Origin of the sequence: Bradyrhizobium sp. in8p8 (genome assembly GCF_000426845.1) — a bacterium.
Lineage (GTDB): Bacteria > Pseudomonadota > Alphaproteobacteria > Rhizobiales > Xanthobacteraceae > Bradyrhizobium > Bradyrhizobium japonicum_C.
In genome coordinates this window covers 129,500-148,712 of record NZ_AUGD01000005.1, presented here as the reverse complement: position 1 = coordinate 148,712, position 19,213 = coordinate 129,500, and the positions used below count along the sequence as shown (strand labels likewise).

17 protein-coding genes are annotated in these 19,213 nt (G+C 64.8%); 10 read left to right on the top strand and 7 right to left on the bottom strand.

Going from position 1 to position 19,213, the window contains the following annotated elements; genetic code table 11:
* The first annotated feature begins 5 nt into the window (after positions 1 to 5).
* Positions 6 to 3,155 carry an efflux RND transporter permease subunit gene (locus tag K408_RS0115390; RefSeq protein WP_024339442.1) on the top strand — a complete coding sequence of 1,050 codons (3,150 nt, stop codon included), beginning with the start codon at positions 6 to 8 and terminating at the stop codon, positions 3,153 to 3,155.
* A gap of 51 nt (positions 3,156 to 3,206) precedes the next feature.
* Here the strand turns inward: K408_RS0115390 and K408_RS0115385 are convergent, their stop codons facing one another.
* Both K408_RS0115385 and K408_RS0115380 read right to left on the bottom strand, forming a co-directional pair.
* A complete protein-coding gene (locus K408_RS0115385; RefSeq protein WP_024339441.1) occupies positions 3,207 to 5,471 on the bottom strand; it encodes a cation:proton antiporter domain-containing protein in 2,265 nt (754 codons plus the stop codon).
* Between the two features lie 508 nt (positions 5,472 to 5,979).
* Positions 5,980 to 7,152 carry an MFS transporter gene (locus K408_RS0115380; protein WP_024339440.1) on the bottom strand — a complete coding sequence of 391 codons (1,173 nt, stop codon included), beginning with the start codon at positions 7,150 to 7,152 and terminating at the stop codon, positions 5,980 to 5,982.
* Between the two features lie 60 nt (positions 7,153 to 7,212).
* On the opposite strand from K408_RS0115380, the gene K408_RS0115375 reads away from it, so the two are divergent.
* Both K408_RS0115375 and K408_RS0115370 read left to right on the top strand, forming a co-directional pair.
* Entirely contained in the window at positions 7,213 to 8,013 is an 801-nt protein-coding gene (locus K408_RS0115375; protein ID WP_024339439.1) for an AraC family transcriptional regulator, read from the top strand.
* Positions 8,014 to 8,204: 191 nt separating this feature from the next.
* Entirely contained in the window at positions 8,205 to 9,557 is a 1,353-nt protein-coding gene (locus K408_RS0115370; RefSeq protein WP_024339438.1) for a malonyl-CoA decarboxylase, read from the top strand.
* Between the two features lie 123 nt (positions 9,558 to 9,680).
* On the opposite strand, the gene tarD is transcribed toward K408_RS0115370, so the two are convergent.
* From tarD to K408_RS0115340, 5 genes are all read right to left on the bottom strand, one after another.
* On the bottom strand, positions 9,681 to 10,850 hold the full coding sequence (gene tarD, locus K408_RS0115365) for a D(-)-tartrate dehydratase (protein ID WP_024339437.1): 1,170 nt from the start codon (positions 10,848 to 10,850) through the stop codon (positions 9,681 to 9,683).
* Between the two features lie 140 nt (positions 10,851 to 10,990).
* The gene (locus tag K408_RS0115360; protein ID WP_029674077.1) at positions 10,991 to 11,233 is read right to left on the bottom strand and encodes a DUF3297 family protein; all 243 of its coding nucleotides are present in this window, start codon (positions 11,231 to 11,233) and stop codon (positions 10,991 to 10,993) included.
* Positions 11,234 to 11,244: 11 nt separating this feature from the next.
* On the bottom strand, positions 11,245 to 11,721 hold the full coding sequence (locus K408_RS0115355) for a glutathione peroxidase (protein ID WP_024339436.1): 477 nt from the start codon (positions 11,719 to 11,721) through the stop codon (positions 11,245 to 11,247).
* Between the two features lie 2 nt (positions 11,722 to 11,723).
* Positions 11,724 to 13,124 (bottom strand): amidase family protein, encoded by a 1,401-nt coding sequence (locus K408_RS0115350; protein WP_024339435.1) that lies wholly within the window; start codon positions 13,122 to 13,124, stop codon positions 11,724 to 11,726.
* Between the two features lie 222 nt (positions 13,125 to 13,346).
* Positions 13,347 to 13,604 (bottom strand): DUF6894 family protein, encoded by a 258-nt coding sequence (locus tag K408_RS0115340; RefSeq protein WP_024339434.1) that lies wholly within the window; start codon positions 13,602 to 13,604, stop codon positions 13,347 to 13,349.
* Between the two features lie 261 nt (positions 13,605 to 13,865).
* Here K408_RS0115340 and pqqA point away from each other — a divergent pair, with 261 nt between their 5' ends.
* From pqqA to K408_RS0115305, 7 genes are all read left to right on the top strand, one after another.
* Entirely contained in the window at positions 13,866 to 13,946 is an 81-nt protein-coding gene (gene pqqA / locus K408_RS38085) for a pyrroloquinoline quinone precursor peptide PqqA (RefSeq protein WP_007595659.1), read from the top strand.
* A gap of 129 nt (positions 13,947 to 14,075) precedes the next feature.
* The gene (gene pqqB, locus K408_RS0115330; protein WP_024339433.1) at positions 14,076 to 15,005 is read left to right on the top strand and encodes a pyrroloquinoline quinone biosynthesis protein PqqB; all 930 of its coding nucleotides are present in this window, start codon (positions 14,076 to 14,078) and stop codon (positions 15,003 to 15,005) included.
* A gap of 20 nt (positions 15,006 to 15,025) precedes the next feature.
* Entirely contained in the window at positions 15,026 to 15,781 is a 756-nt protein-coding gene (gene pqqC / locus K408_RS0115325; RefSeq protein ID WP_433994140.1) for a pyrroloquinoline-quinone synthase PqqC, read from the top strand.
* An 11-nt stretch (positions 15,782 to 15,792) separates the two neighbouring features.
* Positions 15,793 to 16,104 carry a pyrroloquinoline quinone biosynthesis peptide chaperone PqqD gene (gene pqqD, locus K408_RS0115320; RefSeq protein WP_024339431.1) on the top strand — a complete coding sequence of 104 codons (312 nt, stop codon included), beginning with the start codon at positions 15,793 to 15,795 and terminating at the stop codon, positions 16,102 to 16,104.
* Entirely contained in the window at positions 16,101 to 17,282 is a 1,182-nt protein-coding gene (gene pqqE, locus K408_RS0115315) for a pyrroloquinoline quinone biosynthesis protein PqqE (protein WP_024339430.1), read from the top strand. Before pqqD ends, pqqE begins: the two co-directional genes overlap by 4 nt.
* The gene (gene pip / locus K408_RS0115310) at positions 17,272 to 18,258 is read left to right on the top strand and encodes a prolyl aminopeptidase (RefSeq protein ID WP_024339429.1); all 987 of its coding nucleotides are present in this window, start codon (positions 17,272 to 17,274) and stop codon (positions 18,256 to 18,258) included. Before pqqE ends, pip begins: the two co-directional genes overlap by 11 nt.
* A 13-nt stretch (positions 18,259 to 18,271) precedes the next feature.
* On the top strand, positions 18,272 to 18,949 hold the full coding sequence (locus K408_RS0115305; protein ID WP_024339428.1) for a DUF4286 family protein: 678 nt from the start codon (positions 18,272 to 18,274) through the stop codon (positions 18,947 to 18,949).
* Positions 18,950 to 19,213: the final 264 nt, after the last annotated feature.

The following is a 19,213-nucleotide window of genomic DNA, read 5'->3' as shown; positions in this document are numbered from 1 at the left end:
CAGCCATGATCTCGAAGTTCTTCATCGAGCGGCCCGTCCTCTCGAACGTCATCGCGCTGCTGATGATCCTGATCGGCGGTGTCGCTCTGTTCAACCTTGCCATCGCGCAATATCCCGACGTGGTGCCGCCGACCGTGCAGGTCACCACGCGCTATCCCGGCGCCAGCGCCAAGACCGTGATCGACACCGTGGCGTTGCCGATTGAGCAGCAGGTCAACGGCGTCGAAGACATGCTGTACATGCAGTCCTACAGCGCTGCGGACGGCACCTACACGCTTACCGTGACATTCAAGATCGGCACCGACCTCAACTTCGCGCAGGTGCTGGTGCAGAACCGCGTCTCAAGCGCATTGTCCCAGCTGCCGCAGGCGGTGCAGAACCAGGGCGTCACCGTGCAGAAGCGATCGACCTCGATCCTCCTGTTCGTGACGCTGACCTCGCCGGATTCCAGGTACGACAGCCTTTACCTGAGCAATTACGCCACCATCAACATCCGCGACGAGCTCTCTCGCCTTCCCGGCGTCGGCAACGTCACCGTGTTCGGCGCCGGCCAATATTCGATGCGTGTCTGGCTCGATCCGAACAAGCTGCAAGTGCGCGGCCTCGTGCCGCAGGATGTCATCCAGGCCATCCAGCAGCAGAGCCAGCAGGTCTCGGCCGGCCAGGTCGGCGCGCCGCCGACCCCGCCAGGACAGGCGTTCCAGTACACGCTCAATGTCAACGGACGGCTCGACGACACCAGCCAGTTCGAGAACATCATCGTCAAATCGGGCAGCAGCGGCGACGTCACGCGGGTGCGCGACGTCGGCTGGGTCGAATTGGGCGCGCAGACGTACAACCAGATCTTCTCGCTCAACAAGCAGCCGGCCGTCGGCATCGGCGTGTTCCAGTCACCCGGTGCCAACGCGCTCCAGGTCGAGAATGCCGTCGAGAAGAAGATGGCCGAACTCGCCAAACGCTTCCCCGAGGGCATCAAGTACGACACGCCGTTCGACACCACCAAATTCGTCGAGGCCTCGGTGCACGAGGTCTACATGACGCTGATCGAGGCGGGCCTGCTCGTGCTGGTCGTGATCCTGATATTCTTGCAGGACTGGCGCGCGATGCTCGTGCCGGCGACCACCGTGCCGGTGACCATCATTGGCGCCTTTGCCGCGATGGCGGCGCTCGGCTTCACCATCAACATGTCGACGCTGTTCGCGATCGTGCTCGCGATCGGCATCGTGGTCGACGACGCCATCGTCGTGGTCGAAGGCGCAGCGCACAACATCGAGCAGGGCATGAACGGCCACGACGCCGCGATCAGAGCGATGGACCAGCTGTTCGCGCCGATCGTCGGCATCACGCTGGTGCTGATCTCGGTGTTCCTGCCGGCCTCGTTCCTTGCAGGACTCACGGGACGCATCTATTCGCAATTCGCGCTGGTGATCGCCGCGACAGCGCTTCTCTCCGCCATCAACGCGGCGACCTTGAAGCCGACGCAATGCGCGCTCTGGCTCCGGCCGGCCGTCCCGCCCGAGCAGCGCAACTTCTTCTATCGCGGCTTCAACGCGATCTATAATCGCGTCGAGCGCGCCTACACGAGGCTGATCACCTTTCTCGTCAAACACGCCACCATCTCGGTCGCGTTCGCGCTGCTGATCATCGGAGCGAGCGGCTACGGCCTGTCGCGGGTGCCGACCGGCTTCCTGCCGATCGAGGACCAGGGCTATCTGATCGCCGCCGTGCAATTGCCCGACGGCGCCGCGCTGGAGCGGACGCAAGCCGTGCTCGACAGAGCGAGCGAGCTGATCAAGGACACACCCGGCGTCCAGCAGGTCATCACGATTGCCGGCATCTCCGCGCTCGACAACAGCGCCAGCCTTGCCAATGCCGGCGTCGCCTACATCATCCTGAAGGACTGGGACGCGCGCAAAGGCCCCGGCGAGGATCTGCGCTCTTTGGTGTTCGGACTGAACGACAAGCTCGCGGCCATCATGGAGGCGCGCACCATCGTTCTGCCCCCGCCGCCGATCCAGGGCATCGGCAATGCCGCCGGGTTCTCGATGCAGGTCGAGCTGCGCGACGGCAACAGCGACTTCGCCAAGCTGCAGGCGATCACCGGGGCGATGGTCAGCAATGCCCAAAGCCAGAGCGCGCTTCAACGGGTGCAGTCCTCGTTCCGCTCCTCGGTGCCGCAATTCAATGTCGAGATCGACCGCGTCAAGACCCAGACCCTGCACGTGACGACGGATCAGGTGTTCTCGGCATTGTCGGCCTATCTCGGCTCCTCCTACGTCAACCAGTTCAACAAGTTCGGCCGCGTATTTCAGGTCTATACCCAGGCCGACCCGGCGTTCCGCGTCACCGAGCGCGACATCGCCAACATGATGGTGCGCAACTCGAACGGCGACATGATCCCGATCGGCACGGTCGCCAAGATCACGCCCGCCACCGGACCGTCGCTGATCAGCCTCTACAATCTCTATCCGTCGTCGACCGTGATCGGCCTGCCCGCACAGGGCTATTCCTCCGGTCAGTCGCTGAAGCTGATGGAGGAGATCGCGGACAAGACGCTGCCGCCCGGCACCGGCTACGAATGGACCGCGATGTCGTATCAGGAGAAGGCGGTCTCGAACCAGATCTACTGGGTGTTCGGGCTCGCCATGCTGCTGGTCTATCTCGTGCTCGCCGGGCAATATGAGAGCTGGTACGCGCCGATCTCGGTGATCCTCGCCGTGCCGCTGTCGCTGCTCGGGCCGATGCTGGTTCTCAGCGCCCTCAAGATCGACAACAACCTCTATTGCCAGATCGGCCTCATCCTGCTGATCGCGCTGTCGGCCAAGAACGCGATCCTGATCGTCGAGGTCGGCCTCGAGCTGCACGGCCGCGACGGCAGACCGATCCTGGAGTCCGCCATCGAAGCCGCGCGCGCCCGCTTCCGGCCGATTCTGATGACGTCGTTCGCCTTCATCCTCGGCGTGGTGCCGCTGGTGCTGGCGACCGGCGCAGGCGCCAGCGCGCGCAAGTCGATCGGCATTACCGTGTTCTCCGGCATGCTTGCCTCGACCTGCCTCGCAGTGCTGTTCGTTCCGGCCTTCTTCGTGGTGGTGCAGCGCTTCGAGAACTGGCGGGCGTCGAAGAAGCGCAAGGTGCAGGCGGTGCCGGCGAAATAGACAACGGCGGTCAACCACAATCATCACTGCGGAGAGCGACGGCACCACCGTCTAACCCTTCTCCGCCGGAGTCCGGCGCGCCTCACCGCTCGACACCAGCAGCACCGAGACCTTCGACTGCCTTAGCACGGCGTCGGCAACGCCGCCGAGGGAGAGGTGATCGGCCTGGATGCGGTCGACGCCCATCACGACGAGATCGACGTCGGTTGTGTCGATCTCGCGCAGGATCGCCGCCTCCGGCGCCCGGTTCACCCGCAGCGTGGTGGTGATGTCGACGTCGTAGCGGGCGGCGAGATCGCTCGCGTCCTTGAGGATTCCCGTCTCCTGGCTCAGGCCGCCGGAAACCCCGCGCTGTGCGCCCTTGTCCCGCGTCGTTGCGACATAGATCACCCGGAGCGAACCTGATCCCGCCTGTGCCAGCGCCACCGCGATCTCGGCACCGCGCTTGGAGACACTGCTGCCCGAAACCGGAACGAGGATGTTGAGCGCGTCGGGCATCGGCTGCTTCAGGTGCTTGCCCTTCGCGGCCACGATCGCGAGCGGCCCTTCGAACTTCGCCGCGATATCGTCGATCCTCCGGTCGAAACGATCCTTCGTCGTCACGACCGTGTCGATGCCGACGACCAGGAGATCGAAGCCCTTGCGCGCTTCGTCGGCGATCGTCTCGCCGAGCCCCGCCTGCCTCGCCCGGCTGACGACATCGACGTTGCCGGCCTCGCCGTTGCCGCGAGCGGACACGACTTCTGCGGCCTTCTTCACCACGGCTTCGTGGCTTTCTTCCTCGTCCCTACCCTTCTCCTGCTCCTTGGCGTGCTGGCCGATATGCAGCACGGTGAGCGGCAGGTTGCGCTTGCCGGCGATCAGGCCCGCGATGTGGGCGGCAAAGCTGGCGTTGACGCTTTCGTCCACCGCCAGCAGGGGGCGCTCGAGATTTGCGACGAAGCCGCGCTTCTCGAATTCCTCGCGCTCCAGCCGCTCCTTCTCCTCCTTGCTCATCGGCAGCCTGGCCAGCGCCGCGCGCAGCATCGGCGGCATCGCCATCGTGGTGACGATCGCCATGGTCACGATCATCGTGAACAGGTTCTGGCTGAGCACGCCGATGGAGAGGCCGATGGTGGCGATGATCACCTCGGTCGAGCCGCGCGCGTTCATCCCGCTCGCCAGCGCCAGCGACTCCCGCGCATTCAACCCGCCGAGGGTGCCGCCGACGAACGCCCCGCCGAACTTGCCGACGCTCGCGATCACGACCAGCAGGCCGGTGAGCATCAGCAGATTGGGATCGCGCAACACCGAGAGGTCGGCGCTGAGCCCTGCCAGGCCAAAGAACACCGGCATGAAGAAGCTCGAGATCAGCCCGCGCAGCCGCTCGTCGATCTGCCGCGTCAGGATCGGGGACTCTCCGACCAGGATGCCGGCGACGAAGGCTCCCAGCACGGTGTGGACGCCGATCAGGTGCGTGATCATGGCCATGACGCTCATCAGCAGCAGGATCACGGTGATGACCGGCGCCGCGCTGACGAGATTGTCGTTGGCCCAGCGGATCAGCTGAAACACCAGGCGGCGGCCGATGGTGAAGCTGACCGCGAGGAAGGCAAGCGTCCCCAGCACGGCCTTGGCGACCGAGGCGATATCGAGCGTGCCGTGGGATGCCAGGCTGAAGATGATGGCGATGATGATCCAGCCGATCGTGTCATCGATCACGGCGGTCGAGACGATGATCTGGCCGACATTGCGGCGCATGAAGTTCATCTCGCGTACGACCACCGCGACGATCTTCACCGAGGAGATCGACAGCGCCGTGCCCATGAACAGCGACGCGACAAGGCGCTGCTGCGGATCGGGCAGCAACGCATCCGGCAGGAACTCGCCGAGCGCAAAGCCGCAGGCGAAGGGCACGATGATGCCGGCGACCGAGATCGCGATCGCGGCCCTGCCGACCTTCCGGACCAGCTTGAGGTCGGTCTCCATGCCGGTCAGCAGCAGAAGCAGGAGAATGCCGAACTGGGCGATGCCGTCGATCATCGCCTTCTGCTCGGGCGACTTGGGGAAGATCGCGTGCTGGGCCTCCGGCCAGATCCAGCCGAACAGCGACGGCCCGAGGATGATGCCGGCGAGCAGCTCGCCGATGACGGAGGGCTGGCCGATACGCATCATGATCTCGCCGAGGCCGCGGCCGACCGCGATCAGCAGGACGATCTGCGCCACCAGCAGGAATTCGGACGGGCCGTCCGCTTTCCCGGCCTCGGCAAAAGCCGCCATGGTGGTGAAGACGAGCGCTGCAGGGACAATGACGATCGGTCTGAGCAGGCTCTGCATGCAGGTGTGGTTTCCCCTTCAACCGCCCCGAACCGTCGGGACGGCAGGGACAGAACCCGCGGAACGCGCACGGAGTTCCTGCCGCACGCGGCAGATCGAGGCGGCAAAAACCAAAGTGCGAAAACAACCCCATGCACAGTAGAGGCGCGTTGAAAGCGCTCGAGATTTCGGCTCCGCCGAAGAAACTTGCTCCGTCGGACAAAACACGGGCAGGATGGCATCATCGGTGGCGTGGGTGAGCTGCCATCTTCCAGGCCCCCACCCCACGTCCTCCCGTCATTGAGCGCAGCGAAGCAATCCAGAGTCTCTCCGCCGAACCATACTGGATTGCTCCGTCGCTACGCTCCTCGCAACGACGGTGAAGAACGGGTGCCACGTCTCGGAGGCATGCCGGCGCCCCGACAGGCGCGAACGCGGAATCCCTGGGGGCAGCAGAGCGTGCGGACAAATGGACCCGGGCTCGTCGCTGCGCGACGCCCCGGGATGACGCGCGGAGGGAGCATCGCCCTCACGCCGTCTGCGGCGTCCTGATCTCTCGCGGCAGGATCAAGGCGGCGGCGATTGCGAGCAGGCACAACGCGGCAAAGGCGTGCAGCATGGTGACGAAGCCGCCCTGCTCGTAGAGCCAGGCAACCAGGCCGACCGAGGCACCGGCCGCGGTGAAGCCGACGAAGTAGCGCACGGCGTAGGCGCGCGAGCGCCACTCCTCGGTGGTGTACTTGCCCACCATGGCGTCGTTCACCGTGACCTGCCCGAAGGCACCCATGACGATGCCGATCGAGACCAGGATCAGCGGCAGATTGTTCAGGCTCGCGGCCAGATACAGGAACGGCGCCAGTATGAACGACAGCGGCAGAGCCACCGTCTTCAACGAATAGCGGTCGAGCAGCCGGCCGATCGTGTACTGCGTCATCGCGCCGAACACGTAGACGCAAGCCGCGATGACCCCGAGCAGCGCCGGGCTCTTGGTCAGGTCCGCAAGCCGCTCCGCAAACAGTTTCGGCAGCGCCACGGTGACGGCGTTGAAGGTCGTCGAGATCGCGATCACGACGATCAGCAGCGCCAGGATCACGCGCCACATGTCCCGCTTGGCGACGCGCGCCTGCGCGGCGGCCTGCTTCGAACCCTTGCGGTCCTCATGCACGACGCTCATCGCGAAAGCGATGCCGGTGAGGATCGTGACGGCCCCGGGAACGATGAAGGCGAAGCGCCAGCCGAGGTATTGGCCGATCACGCCGGTGACCAAGGCCGACGAGGCGACGCCGAGATTGCCCCAGACGCCATTGATGCCCATCTCGCGGCCGAGCCTATCGGCATAGGACACGATCATGGCGGTGCCGACGGGGTGATAGATCGAGGCGAAGATGCCGATCGCGAGCAGCGCCGCGCCGAGCTGCACCGGCGTTTGCACGAAGCCGACCGCAACCATGGAGGCGCCGATGCCGACGAAGAAGATCAGCATCATGTGGCGCCGGCTCCAGCGGTCGCCGAGCCAGCCGGTCAGCAGCGAGCCGGCACCAAAGGCGACGAAGCCCGGCGTGGCGTAGGGCAGGAGTTCCGAATAGGCCATGCCGAGCGCCGGCCCCATAATGATGACGGCGGCGGCAAAGATCAGCATCCCATAATGGTCGATGAAATGGCCTGCGTTGACGAAACTGATGACCCGACCGGGGCTGTTCATTGCGAATCCTCTCCTGCTCCGAAATGAGTTATATGTCCTCCCCATGACGGAATGCTGCCAATGACTGTCTTGGAAACGCCAATCCTCAGGGAAGTCCGGGGCAACCATCGCTCCACCGCGGGCGTGCACCTGGTCGCGCGCGACTATCCCAAGGGCATGCGGATCAAGCCGCACCTGCACCGCGAAGCGCAGCTGATCTATGCTGCGAAAGGCACCATGCAGGTCACGACGCCCGGGGGACGCTGGCTGGTGCCGCCGGACCGCGCCGTCTGGGTACCCGCCGGGCTCGAGCACGCCATCGACCTGCTCGCCGACATCGAGATGCGCACGCTTTACTTCGACTTATCGTGGCTGAAGCGCGAGTGTCGCTATGACGGCCTGACCAGGGAATTCGTGGTGCGGGTCTCGCCGCTGCTCAATCAGGCGATCCTGGCGCTGTTCGACACGCGCAACACCGAGGAGCGCACCGAGCTGCTAGTCCGGCTCGTGATGCTGGAATTGCATCAGGCCGAGGATTCCGCGACCTTCGTTCCGCTGCCGCATGAGCCTCGCTGCCGCCGCGCCGCGATGATCGTGCTCGACGATCCCACCGGCCTGCACGACATCGACACGCTGGCGCGGGAGGTGGGAACCTCAGCGCGGACGTTGTCCCGGCTGTTCTCGAGCGAGACGCAGCTGAGCTTCAAGAGCTGGTGCCAGCGCGCCCGCATCGCGGCTGCGATCCAGCGGCTGTCGACGGATGCGACCGTCTCGGTGAAGCAGCTCGCCACGTCGCTCGGCTATGCCAGCGTGCCGGCGTTCTCCGCCGCGTTCCGCCAGGTGACGGGACGGACGCCGACGGAGTTTGCGGGAAAGGGTTAGCTCGTCACATGCGTGCTTGACCCGCGTGTCCATCCCTTTGCAAAAACTTTCCAACTAGGATGGATGGCCCGGCCATGACGAAGAGGCTGACGAGACGTACCACATCATCAAAATGACGCTTGATTGTGATCGGCTTCCACCCAAATCTTGTGTAAACTCCCGCATTGCACAAACCTGACACGAAAGCCCAGATGGCCAACGCCTTCTTCTCCGATCTGCTTGCCACCATCTCCGAGCGCGGCCGCACGCTGCTTCGCCGCGGTGATTCCGCCGACACCAGACGAGATGCCGACGGACTGCTCGAGCTCTGCGATGCGCTGCTGTCCGGCCGGGGCGAAGCTTCCGGCACCGCGATGGCGCGCGAGGTGCTGGACATCTACCGGGAGCTGGATGCGGCGGGGCGCCGCGCCTTCTTCGAGGGATTGGTTCGCGATTTCGGTCCCGATCGGGAGCGCCTGTCCAAGGCAATCGAGACATGGCGCGCCAAGCCGAGCGACGAGGACGCGAGCGCACTGCACTTCGCCTCCGAGCCGCGGCGGCAGGAACTGATCCGCCGCCTGAATCGCGCCCCGGGTGGCACCGGCGATCTCGTCAACATGCGCGCCGATCTGCTCGGCATGATGAACGGGCACACCGATCTCGCCGCGCTCGATCGCGACGTCTCGCATCTTCTCTCTTCGTGGTTCAACAGGGGGTTTCTCGTGCTGCGCAGGATCGACTGGTCGACCCCGGCCAACATCCTCGAAAAGATCATCCGTTACGAAGCCGTGCACGAGATCAGCGACTGGGACGACCTGCGCCGCCGCATCGATCCGGTCGACCGCCGCTGCTACGCCTTCTTCCACCCCGCGATGGTCGACGAGCCCCTGATCTTCGTCGAGGTGGCGTTGACCGAAACCATCCCCGGCGCGATCCAGCCCCTGCTCGCGGTGGACCGCCAGCATCTGCCGATCGAACGCGCGCGCACCGCCGTGTTCTATTCGATCTCCAACACCCAGCGCGGCCTCGGCGGCATCTCCTTCGGCAGCTTCCTGATCAAGCAGGTGGTGGAAGAGCTGCGCCGCGAATTGCCGAAGCTCGACACTTTCGTGACGCTGTCGCCTGTGCCCGGCTTCATGGCATGGATCAAGCAGGACAAGGATTTGCCGCTGTCGGACGAGGACCGCGAGGTGCTGAAGCGTCTGGAGGATCCCAGATGGTTCGAAAGCCCCGAGACAACGGCCCTGCTCCGCAGCGTGATAGAGCCGCTGGCTGCGCACTATTTCCTCAAGGCGCGCACGCCGAAGGGCAAGCTGATCGATTCCGTCGCCCGCTTCCACCTCGGAAACGGCGCGCGGCTGGAGCGCATCAACTGGCTGGGGGACCTCTCGCCGAAGGGCGTGCGCGAATCCGCCGGCGTCATGGTCAACTATCTCTACCGTCTCGACGATATCGAGAAGAACCACGAGGCCTATGCCAATGACGGCGAGGTCGTGGCATCGAGCGCGGTAAAGAAGCTGCTGAAGAGCGAAGGACGAAGGCTGCTGGATATGCGGTTGTCGTAGCAGCGCTCTGCTCTCTCCCATCATTGCAAGGAGCGCGACGAAGCAATCCAGGCCGTCGCCGACGAAAGATTCTGGATTGCTTAGCTACGCTCGCCAATGACGGAGGGTGTGGCAGCAGGCGGGCTACTCCGCCAGCGCCTTCATCTCCTTGTAGAGATCGGACTTGCCTTCGAAGCCGATGCCTGGAAGGTCGGGCATGGTGATGTGGCCGTTCTCGACGCGGACGCCGTCGGGGAAGCCGCCATAGGGCTGAAACAGGTCGGGATAGCTTTCGTTGCCCCCGAGCCCGAGGCCGGCAGCGATGTTGAGCGACATCTGGTGGCCGCCGTGGGGAATGCAGCGGCTGGGGGACCAGCCGTGAGTCTTCAGCACTTCCAGCGTGCGCAGGTATTCGCACAGGCCATAGGACAGCGCGCAGTCGAATTGCAGCCAGTCGCGATCGGGGCGCATGCCGCCGTAGCGGATCAGATTGCGGGCGTCCTGGTGGCTGAACAGGTTCTCGCCTGTCGCCATCGGGCGCGGATAGAATTCGGCGAGCGCGGCCTGCAGCGCGTAGTCGAGGGGATCGCCGGCCTCCTCGTACCAGAACAGCGGATAGTCCCGCAGCATCTTGGCGTAGGCGATCGCCGTCTCCAGGTCGAAGCGGCCGTTGGCATCGACGGCGAGCTGCGCGTCCTTGCCGATCTCTTCCAGCACGGCCTCGATCCGCTTGCGGTCTTCCTCGATCGGCGCGCCGCCGATCTTCATCTTCACGACGTTATAGCCACGGTCGAGATAGCCGCGCATCTCGCCGCGCAGCATCGACAGGCCCTTGCCGGGATAGTAGTAGCCGCCGGCCGCGTAGACGAAGACGCGCGGATCGGCGGTCACGCCGTGACGTTCGGCGAGCAGGCGGAACAGCGGCTTGCCCGCGATCTTCGCCACTGCATCCCACACGGCCATGTCGATCGTGCCGACGGCGACCGAGCGCTCGCCGTGACCGCCCGGCTTCTCGTTGGTCATCATCGCGGCCCAGACCTTGTCGGGGTCGAGGTTGCCGCCGGCTTCATCGAGCAACGACTTCGGATCGGCTTCGAGAATGCGCGAAGCAAAGCGCTCGCGGATCAGGCCGCCCTGTCCGTAGCGGCCGTTGGAATTGAAGCCGTAGCCGACGACGCGCCTGCCGTCGCGCACGACGTCGGTGACGACGGCAACGAGGCTTGTCGTCATCTTGCTGAAATCGATATAGGCGTTGCGGATCGGCGAGGAGATCGGCTTGGTGATCTCGCGGACGTCGACGATGCGGACGGACATGGGATGAGCTTTCGGCGGTTGTGTTCGTCATTGCGAACGGAGCAAAGCAATCCAGGAATGCATCCTCGGAGACAGTCTGGATCGCTTCGTCGCAAGCGCTCCTCGCAATGACGCGGAGAGAGCCCGTGCGCGCTCAGGAACTACTTCTTGTCCCGGAAGTACGGCTCGACCGGGCCGTGCACCTTGATGGTCAGCGGATTGCCGTGCCGGTCCTTGGCGTTCCCAGCGGTGACGCGGACCCACCCTTCGCTGATGCAGTATTCCTCGACATTGGTCTTCTCGATGCCCTTGAAGCGGATGCCAACGTCGCGCGCCAGAATGTCGGCGTTGTAGTAGGGGCTGTTCGGATCGACCGACAGGCGGTCGGGAAATTCGTCGCTCATGATTGTCTCGCTCACAACAGTGTTTCGATTTGCTGCCGCAATCCTTCGGGCCGTGCGGTCGGCGCGTAGCGCGCGACCACCTTCCCGGCACGGTCCACCAGGAATTTGGTGAAATTCCATTTGATGGAGGCGCCGAGAAGCCCTGATTGCTGGCGTTTGAGGTATTCGTACAGAGGATGCGCCTTCGGCCCGTTGACGTCGATCTTCTCGAAGAGGGGAAAGGTGACCTCGTAGTGGGTCGAACAGAACTCCTGGATCTCGCTCGCCGGTCCCGGTTCCTGCGCGCCGAACTGGTTGCAGGGAAAGCCGAGCACCGAGAAGCCGCGCGGGGAGAGATCGCGATGAAGATCCTCAAGGCCGCGATATTGCGGCGTGAAGCCGCATTTGCTCGCCGTGTTGACGATCAAGAGCACCTGTCCCTCGAACCGGCGCAGGGCGATCTCCTCGCCGGCAAGCGAGTTGGCCTTGAAGTCGTAGATGGCCGTCATCGCTAGTCCACGGGATCGATCGGCGACGGCGGCACGCCGCCGGCCTCGATCGCTTCGCCGGCAAGCAGGCAAAGGTCTTCGCGATAACGTCCGGAGACGATGTGCACGCCGACCGGTGCCTTGCCGACGAGGCCCGTGGAGACCACGAGGCCGGGCAGACCCATGAAGGGAATTGCGATCTGCGGCAGCTGCGCTTCCCAGACCCGCTTGAAGGATTCGTCGTCCTTGCGGTCAAGATGATCGGGGAACGGCAATTCGCCCGAGACCGGCGTCAGCAGCACGGCGTACTTCTCGAAGAACAACATCCATTCGCGGGTCAGCGTGGCTCGCCGCGTCAGCGCCTTGGCGTAATTTGCCTGATCCATCGGCGTGACCCTGCTGCGGTTGCCGCGCAGACAGGCCAGCGCGCCGGGATCGCCCTCGCGCTCGGCCGCCTCGAGTTGCGCCTCGTAGCCGTCGCCGAGCCAGAGCTTGATCTGCCATTCGACCGCCTCGCGCATCGGCGGCGTGTCCTCGATGACGTCGACGGTCCAGCCCGCCCGCTCGAGCCGCTTGCCGGCATCGCTCACCGCGGCCTTCACCTCCGGCGTGGTGGCAAGGCCGCCCGGATTGAGACAGAGCGCGGCGCGCTTGTCCCGAGCGGGGCCCTGCAGCGGCACCGGCACGAACCAGGGATCGCGGATGTCGCGGGCCGACATCGCATCAAGCGAGATGCGCAAATCGTTGACCGTGCGCGCCAGCGGGCCCGACACCGCCATGATCTGCGGGCCGATCGGGCGCTCCGGCAGCGCGGGATTGAAAGCAGGGATGCGGCCGAGCGTGGGACGCAGGCCGTGCACGCCGCAGGCATAGGCGGGATAGCGGATCGAACCCGCGATGTCGGTGCCGTGGGCAATGTGGCCGATGCCGGCCGCGACCGCGGAGCCGGCGCCGCCGGAGGAACCGCCCGGCGTCAGCGAGGCATCCCTGGGGTTCTTGGTGTCGCCGTGGATCAGATTGGTGGTGAACCAGCGGTAGGAGAAGGCCGGGCAATTGGTGCGGCCGAGGAGAATGGCGCCGGCTTTGCGGAAGTTGGCGACCACCGGATTGTCCTCGCGCGCGATCACGTCGCGCTGCAGTTTGAGGCCGTTGGTGGTGGCGAAGCCTTCCTGATCGACATTGGCCTTGATGGTGACGGGCACGCCGGCAAGCACACCGGGGTCCTCGCCCCGCGCGATGGCGGCATCGACGCCATCGGCCTGCTTGAGCACGTCCTCCGGCCGGTGATCGATCACCGCATTGAGCTTGGGATTGACGGCATCGAGCCGGGCAAGGCCAGCCTGCGCGGCCTCCCTGGCGGACACCTTTTTGGATTTGACGAGGGCGGCGAGGTCGGCGGCTGACAGGCGCCAGAGATCTTGCATGGCTTGCTCCGTGTGATCGGCGTCCTTTTAGCGCCGGGAACACGGCAAAGTCATGCGGATTTCGCGGGAGTACCTCCGTCGTTGCTGCGAAGCGCGGCCCGATGACAGGCTCCGCGAAGCAATCGAGACTGCCGCCGCGGAGGCGGTCTGGATTGCTTCGTCGCAAGGGCTCCTCGCAATGACGATGGAGGGAGCTGCGCTCCCCCCGGCCCTCGGCCGCAGCTAATGCCTCGTCGCTGACTGGTCCGGCAGGTCCAGCAGGGCCTCGGTGAAGGGAAACTCGAGCACGATCTCGCCTTCAGCGTCCGTCACCTCGATCACCGCCTCGAGCAGGGCCCGCTGGGTGCCCTCCGACTTCACCACCTCCAGGATCATCTGGCGGGCGACCTCCCAGGCGCGATCGGGGTTGCGCAGGTCCTCGCCTTCAGGATCCACGATCAGTTCGTCGCCGATACGGGTGTTGAAGAAATATCTGGGCATGCCTGGTCCAATGGGGTCGCCTGTCGCCGATTGAAAGCCGTTCTATACTCACAACTCGTTTATCCCGACAGGGATCACGACCCATCTGGGTTTTAGGAATGTCGTCGCTTACCTTTACGGCCGCAATACGCTCTCTTGCAGTGCAGCAATTCAGCAGATGGACTAGCGACGTCCGGGAAAATTTCACTGGCGAACTTCTCAGCCCGCATTACTTTAACCCGTGGGCGGACACGTCCGAATTCGCAAAGATGGAGAGCCGAAATGGCATGGAAAGCCCCGAAGATCGTCGAAGTGCCCTGTGGCATGGAAATCAACATGTATGTGAGCGCAACCCGCAAGTAAGCGGTTTGCGATTTCGCGTTCTGCGCCGGTGGATCTTTCAGTCACGACGCGTTTCCGAAAGACACAATCTGTGTCGGCATTTGCGTCGGCCTGAGATCCACCGCGCATGTTCCCTCCAGGAGACGGATCATGCTTCGCGTCGTCGTCCTGGGCGCTGCAGCCGGCGGCGGAGTTCCCCAGTGGAATTGCGGTTGCGACGGCTGCCGTGCGGCCCGCAGCGGCGGGCATGAGCTGCACCGTACGCAAGCCTCGGTCGCCTTCAGCGGCGACGGCGAGCACTGGTTCCTGATCAACGCCTCGCCCGATCTCCGTCAGCAATTGAATGCAACGCCGCAGCTGCACCCCAGGGCGGGCGCGCTGCGTCACACGCCGATTGCAGGCGTGATCCTGACCAACAGCGAAGTGGATGCGGTGGCGGGCCTGCTCTCGATGCGCGAGAGCTCGCCCTTCACCATCTATGCGCATGAGAAAGTGCTGGCGATCCTTGCCAGCAACAGCATCTTCAACGTGCTGAACGAGAAGCACGTGCGGCGACAGCCGATCTCTATCCGCGAGCCCTTCGAGCCGCGCCTCACCGATGGCGCACGCTCGGGGCTGGAGGTGATGGCCTTCGCGGTGCCGGGCAAGTCGGCCTGGTATCTGGAAGGCAAGACGCATCCGGGCGGCGAGAACGGCGATGGCGATACGCTGGGGCTCAAGATCACCGACAAGGCGACCGGCAAGTGCTTCTACTTCATTGCGGCCTGCGCCGAGGTGACCGACGCGCTCAAGGCCGAGATCGACGGCGCCGCGCTGGTGTTCTTCGACGGCACGGTCTGGCGCGACGACGAGATGATCCGGGCCGGCCTCGGCCACAAGACCGGAAAGAGCATGGGCCACGTCGCCATGTCCGGCGAGGGCGGCGCCATAGCGCGGCTTGCCGACCTTGCTATCGACCGGAAGATATTTCTGCATATCAACAACTCGAACCCGGCGCTGCTGCCCGCGTCACCCGAGCGGAAAGCCACTGAAGAGGCGGGCTGGCAGATACCCGCCGACGGAACGGAGATCGTGCTGTGAATGCCGCATCACTGACTGGAATGACCGCGCTCTCGATCGGCAAGGACATCAGGCTCGGCTCGGCCGAGGAGCTGGAGGCGGCGCTGCGGCATATCGGCGCGACGCGCTATCACAGCCTGCATCCGTTCCATAAGCTCCTGCACGGCGGCAAGCTGAACAAGGGCCAGGTGCAGGCCTGGGCGCTGAACCGCTACTATTACCAGAGCACCATCCCGATCAAGGACGCGGTGGTGATCTCGCGCTTCCGCGACCGCGCCACGCGCCTGGAATGGCGCCACCGCATCGAGGACCATGACGGCGACGTCGGCAGCGAAGGCGGCATCGAGCGCTGGCTCAAGCTGACCGAAGGGCTCGGGCTCGATACGGCTTACGTGGAATCGACCGAAGGCATCTTGCCCGCGACTCGGTTCGCAGTAGAGGCCTATGTCCATTACTGCCGCGAGAAGAGCCCGCTGGAGGCGATCGCCTCCTCGCTCACCGAGCTGTTCGCGCCCAACCTGCATGAAGAGCGCATCGCGGGCATGCTGGAGCATTACGACTTCGTCAATCCCGACATCATGAGCTATTTCAAGCGGCGCCTGACGCAGGCCCCGCGCGATGCCAATTTCGCGCTCGACTACGTCAAGACGCATGCCACGACGCCGGAGCAACGCGCGCTTGTGTGCAACGCGCTGATCTTCAAGACCAACGTCTTGTGGGTGCAGCTCGATGCGCTCCAGCATGCCTATGTCGAGGGCCACATTCCGCCGGGCGCGTTCGTGCCCAAAGCGAGTTGAGGACAAGAGCAATGGCCGGGCCGCGTCACATCAGCGTCAGCGAGGCGAGCCGCCCCGTGCTGCCGCGGCATGCCAAGCTGAAATATGACGAGACGCGGAAAGTCTGGGTGATCCTGGCGCCGGAACGGGTGCTGGCCCCCGACGAGATCGCAGTCGAGGTTCTGCAGCTCTGCAACGGCGAGCGCAATGTCGGCGACGTCGCCGATCAACTCGCGGCGAAATACGCCGCGCCACGCGAGGCGATCCTCGCTGATGTCATTGCCATGCTGCAGGATCTCGCCGACAAGGGCTTTCTCACCGAGATCAGGGAGAAGACGTCATGAGCGACGTGACCATCCCGCCCAGCGACAGCCTCGCGGTGCTGGAGAAGCAGCGCTCGACAGCGGAGAGCTTCGGCATTCCGCTCGCGGTGCTGCTCGAGATCACCCATCGCTGCCCGCTGCAATGTCCCTATTGCTCCAACCCGGTCGAGCTCGACCGCTCGGCGAAGGAGCTGACCACCGAGGAATGGAAGAAGGTGCTGAGCGAGCTCGCCGAGATCGGCGTGCTGCAGGTGCATTTCTCCGGCGGCGAGCCGACCGCGCGCAAGGACCTCGTCGAGCTGGTCAAGCATGCGAGTGACGTCGGCCTCTACACCAACCTCATCACCTCGGCGGTGCTGTTGACGCGCGAGAAGCTCAGCGATCTCGCCGACGCCGGGCTCTGCCATGTGCAGATCTCTTTCCAGGGCATCGAGGAAGGCCTCGCTGATCGCGTCGGCGGCTACAAGGGCGGGCACCGCAAGAAACTCGAAGTGGCCAAATGGACGCGCGAGCTCGATCTGCCGCTCACCGTGAACGCGGTGATGCACCGGCAGAACCTGCACCAGCTCCCCGACATGATCCAGATGTCGCTGGATCTCGACGCCGACCGGCTCGAGGTCGCCAACGTGCAATATTACGGCTGGGCGCTGAAGAACCGCGCCGCCCTGATGCCGACCGTGGCGCAGCTGGACGAATGCACTGAAATCGTCGAGGAGGCGCGCGAGCGGCTGAAGGGCCGGCTGACGATCGACTACGTCGTGCCCGACTATTACGCGCTGCGGCCGAAGAAGTGCATGGGCGGCTGGGGCCGGCAGTTCTTCAACATCTCGCCCGCCGGCAAGGTGCTGCCCTGTCACGCCGCCGAGAGCATCACCGGGCTCGAATTCGAATCCGTGCGCTCCAACCATTCGATCGCCTGGATCTGGCAGAACTCGGAGGCCTTCAACCGCTATCGCGGCACCGGCTGGATGAAGGAGCCGTGCAAGAGTTGCGAGTTCCGCGAGATCGATTTCGGCGGCTGCCGCTGCCAGGCCTTCGCGCTGACCGGCGATGCCGCCAACACCGATCCCGCCTGCGCTCTGTCGCCGCTGCACGAGACCATCTTCAAGCAGGCGGAGGCCGAGGCCGAGGGCGAGACGAGCCGCTTCATCTACCGCAACTTCGCCGGCGGCACCCTGGAATCCGAGAATGGGACCTGACGCCGACGCGGCCGCTTCCGTCAAACGTGCCGATCCCTTTGCGCCGCTGACCTCCGACATGCTCGACGTCGGCGACGGCCATGAGCTGCATGTCGAGAGCGTCGGCCGTGCCGACGGAATCCCTGCGGTCTATCTGCATGGCGGGCCCGGCTCCGGCTGCCAGCCGGACCATCGCCGGCTGTTCGATCCGGACCGGTTCTGCGCCGTCTTGTTCGACCAGCGCGGCTGCGGCCGCAGCAGGCCAAAGGGGTCTCGCGAGCACAACACCACGGCGCATCTGATCGCCGATATGGAGAAGATCCGCGAGAAGTTCGGTTTCGACCGCTGGATGGTGGTCGGCGGCTCCTGGGGCGCGACGCTGGCGCTGGCCTACGCAGAAGCACATCCCGAGCGCGTCTCCGGCATCGCGCTGCGCGCGACCTTTCTCGGCACGCGGGCCGAGGTGGAGACGGCCTTCACCTCGCGCCTGGCGCAGTTCTATCCCGCGCTGCACGAGGACTTTCTCAGTGTGCTGCCTGGGGAAGAACGCGATCGACCGGTCGGCGCCTATTGGCGCCGCATCCTCGACGCCGATCCGGCCGTGCACGGACCTGCCGCGCGCGCCTGGCACGACACCGAGCGCACGCTGTCAGAGCACAAGCCCGCCAGGACCCGGCTGGACCTTGCATCGCTCAGTGTCTGGCGCACGCTGCCGGCAACGCCGTTCATGGAGGCGCATTATTTCGTCAACGACAGCTTCATGACCGAGGACCAGCTGTTGCGCAATGCGGGACGGCTCGCCGGCATTCCCGGCATCATTGTCCAGGGTCGCTATGACTTGTTGTGCCCGCCCGAGACATCGCAGGCATTGACGAAAGTATGGCCCGGTTCCGAGCTTCGCCTCGTGGAAGCAGCCGGACATTCGCTCTATGATGCCGGCGTGAGGGACGCCGTCATGAAGTCGATCGCGGACCTCGCGTCGAAGATCGGGCGATGAGAGGACAAGAAGAATGCCGCTCGCCGGAAAGGGCATGCTGCTGACGTCGATGAACATCGACGTTTCAGACGAAGCCGATTTCAACCGCTGGTACGATCGCGAGCATCTGGAAGAGCGTGTCGCGATCGACGGATTCCTGGAGGCGCGGCGCTATGTCGCGCATGCCGCCAATCCCAAATATCTGTCGTTGTACTCGACCGCGACGCTCGACGTGCTCGACAGCCCCGCCTACCGGGCGCGGCTGGCGAACCCGACCGACTGGTCGCGGCAGACCATGGCGCGTTTCAGGGACATGCTGCGCGTTGTCGCCCGCATCACCATCAGCAAGGGCACCGGGCGCGGGGCTGTGCTCGGCCTGGTGCGGCTGCGGCCGGCGCCTGACAATGCCGGAGCGTGGCGGGACGCGCTGCAAGAGAAGCTGAGGCCCGAAGCGCATGACGGCATCATCTCGATGCATCTGCTGGAAAGCGAGCCCGAACTGTCGGGTGCGACAGCGGGAATCCCGGCGACGCGTAACGAAGGCGCACGCGACTGGTTCGTGCTGATCGACGGCACGCATGTCGGCGCGGTCTCCGGCGTCATCGCCGAGCGCTTCACCGGTCCTGCGGCGGCCCCCTTCCCGCCTCCCGTCTCCGTCGGCACGTACTGCCTGATGTGGGATCTCGCGAAGAGCGATATCGCGCGCGGCTGACATATTGCCGCGCGGCCTGATGACAGGCTCGGCGAGCAGTCCAGACTGCGGCCGCAGTGACATTCTGGATTGCTTCGTCGCAAGGGCTCCTCGCAATGAGCGGATGGAGCGCAGTGTGATGCTGCAGCGCACGCGCATCGCATGCGGGCGTTAATGCTGTGCGCGCGTAGCTCCCATGAAAGAGGGAAGCTACGCAATTTTGCCGTTGTACTTCGGAACGGTTCTAATAAGCTAACCCGATGACGTCATTCAGAAACCAGATCG

Excerpts from the sequence above, each read along its gene's own strand:
- K408_RS0115360 (WP_029674077.1), bottom strand. The coding sequence starts at position 11,233 with ATGAGCGACGAATTTCCCGACCGCCTGTCGGTCGATCCGAACAGCCCC.
- K408_RS0115355 (WP_024339436.1), bottom strand. The coding sequence starts at position 11,721 with ATGACGGCCATCTACGACTTCAAGGCCAACTCGCTTGCCGGCGAGGAG.
- K408_RS0115305 (WP_024339428.1), top strand. The coding sequence starts at position 18,272 with ATGCCGCTCGCCGGAAAGGGCATGCTGCTGACGTCGATGAACATCGAC.
- pqqD (WP_024339431.1), top strand. The coding sequence starts at position 15,793 with ATGGCCGGGCCGCGTCACATCAGCGTCAGCGAGGCGAGCCGCCCCGTG.
- K408_RS0115350 (WP_024339435.1), bottom strand. The coding sequence starts at position 13,124 with ATGCAAGATCTCTGGCGCCTGTCAGCCGCCGACCTCGCCGCCCTCGTC.
- K408_RS0115385 (WP_024339441.1), bottom strand. The coding sequence starts at position 5,471 with ATGCAGAGCCTGCTCAGACCGATCGTCATTGTCCCTGCAGCGCTCGTC.
- K408_RS0115390 (WP_024339442.1), top strand. The coding sequence starts at position 6 with ATGATCTCGAAGTTCTTCATCGAGCGGCCCGTCCTCTCGAACGTCATC.
- pip (WP_024339429.1), top strand. The coding sequence starts at position 17,272 with ATGGGACCTGACGCCGACGCGGCCGCTTCCGTCAAACGTGCCGATCCC.
- K408_RS0115375 (WP_024339439.1), top strand. The coding sequence starts at position 7,213 with ATGACTGTCTTGGAAACGCCAATCCTCAGGGAAGTCCGGGGCAACCAT.
- pqqB (WP_024339433.1), top strand. The coding sequence starts at position 14,076 with ATGCTTCGCGTCGTCGTCCTGGGCGCTGCAGCCGGCGGCGGAGTTCCC.
- tarD (WP_024339437.1), bottom strand. The coding sequence starts at position 10,850 with ATGTCCGTCCGCATCGTCGACGTCCGCGAGATCACCAAGCCGATCTCC.
- K408_RS0115370 (WP_024339438.1), top strand. The coding sequence starts at position 8,205 with ATGGCCAACGCCTTCTTCTCCGATCTGCTTGCCACCATCTCCGAGCGC.
- pqqE (WP_024339430.1), top strand. The coding sequence starts at position 16,101 with ATGAGCGACGTGACCATCCCGCCCAGCGACAGCCTCGCGGTGCTGGAG.
- K408_RS0115340 (WP_024339434.1), bottom strand. The coding sequence starts at position 13,604 with ATGCCCAGATATTTCTTCAACACCCGTATCGGCGACGAACTGATCGTG.
- pqqA (WP_007595659.1), top strand. The coding sequence starts at position 13,866 with ATGGCATGGAAAGCCCCGAAGATCGTCGAAGTGCCCTGTGGCATGGAA.
- K408_RS0115380 (WP_024339440.1), bottom strand. The coding sequence starts at position 7,152 with ATGAACAGCCCCGGTCGGGTCATCAGTTTCGTCAACGCAGGCCATTTC.
- pqqC (WP_433994140.1), top strand. The coding sequence starts at position 15,026 with ATGACCGCGCTCTCGATCGGCAAGGACATCAGGCTCGGCTCGGCCGAG.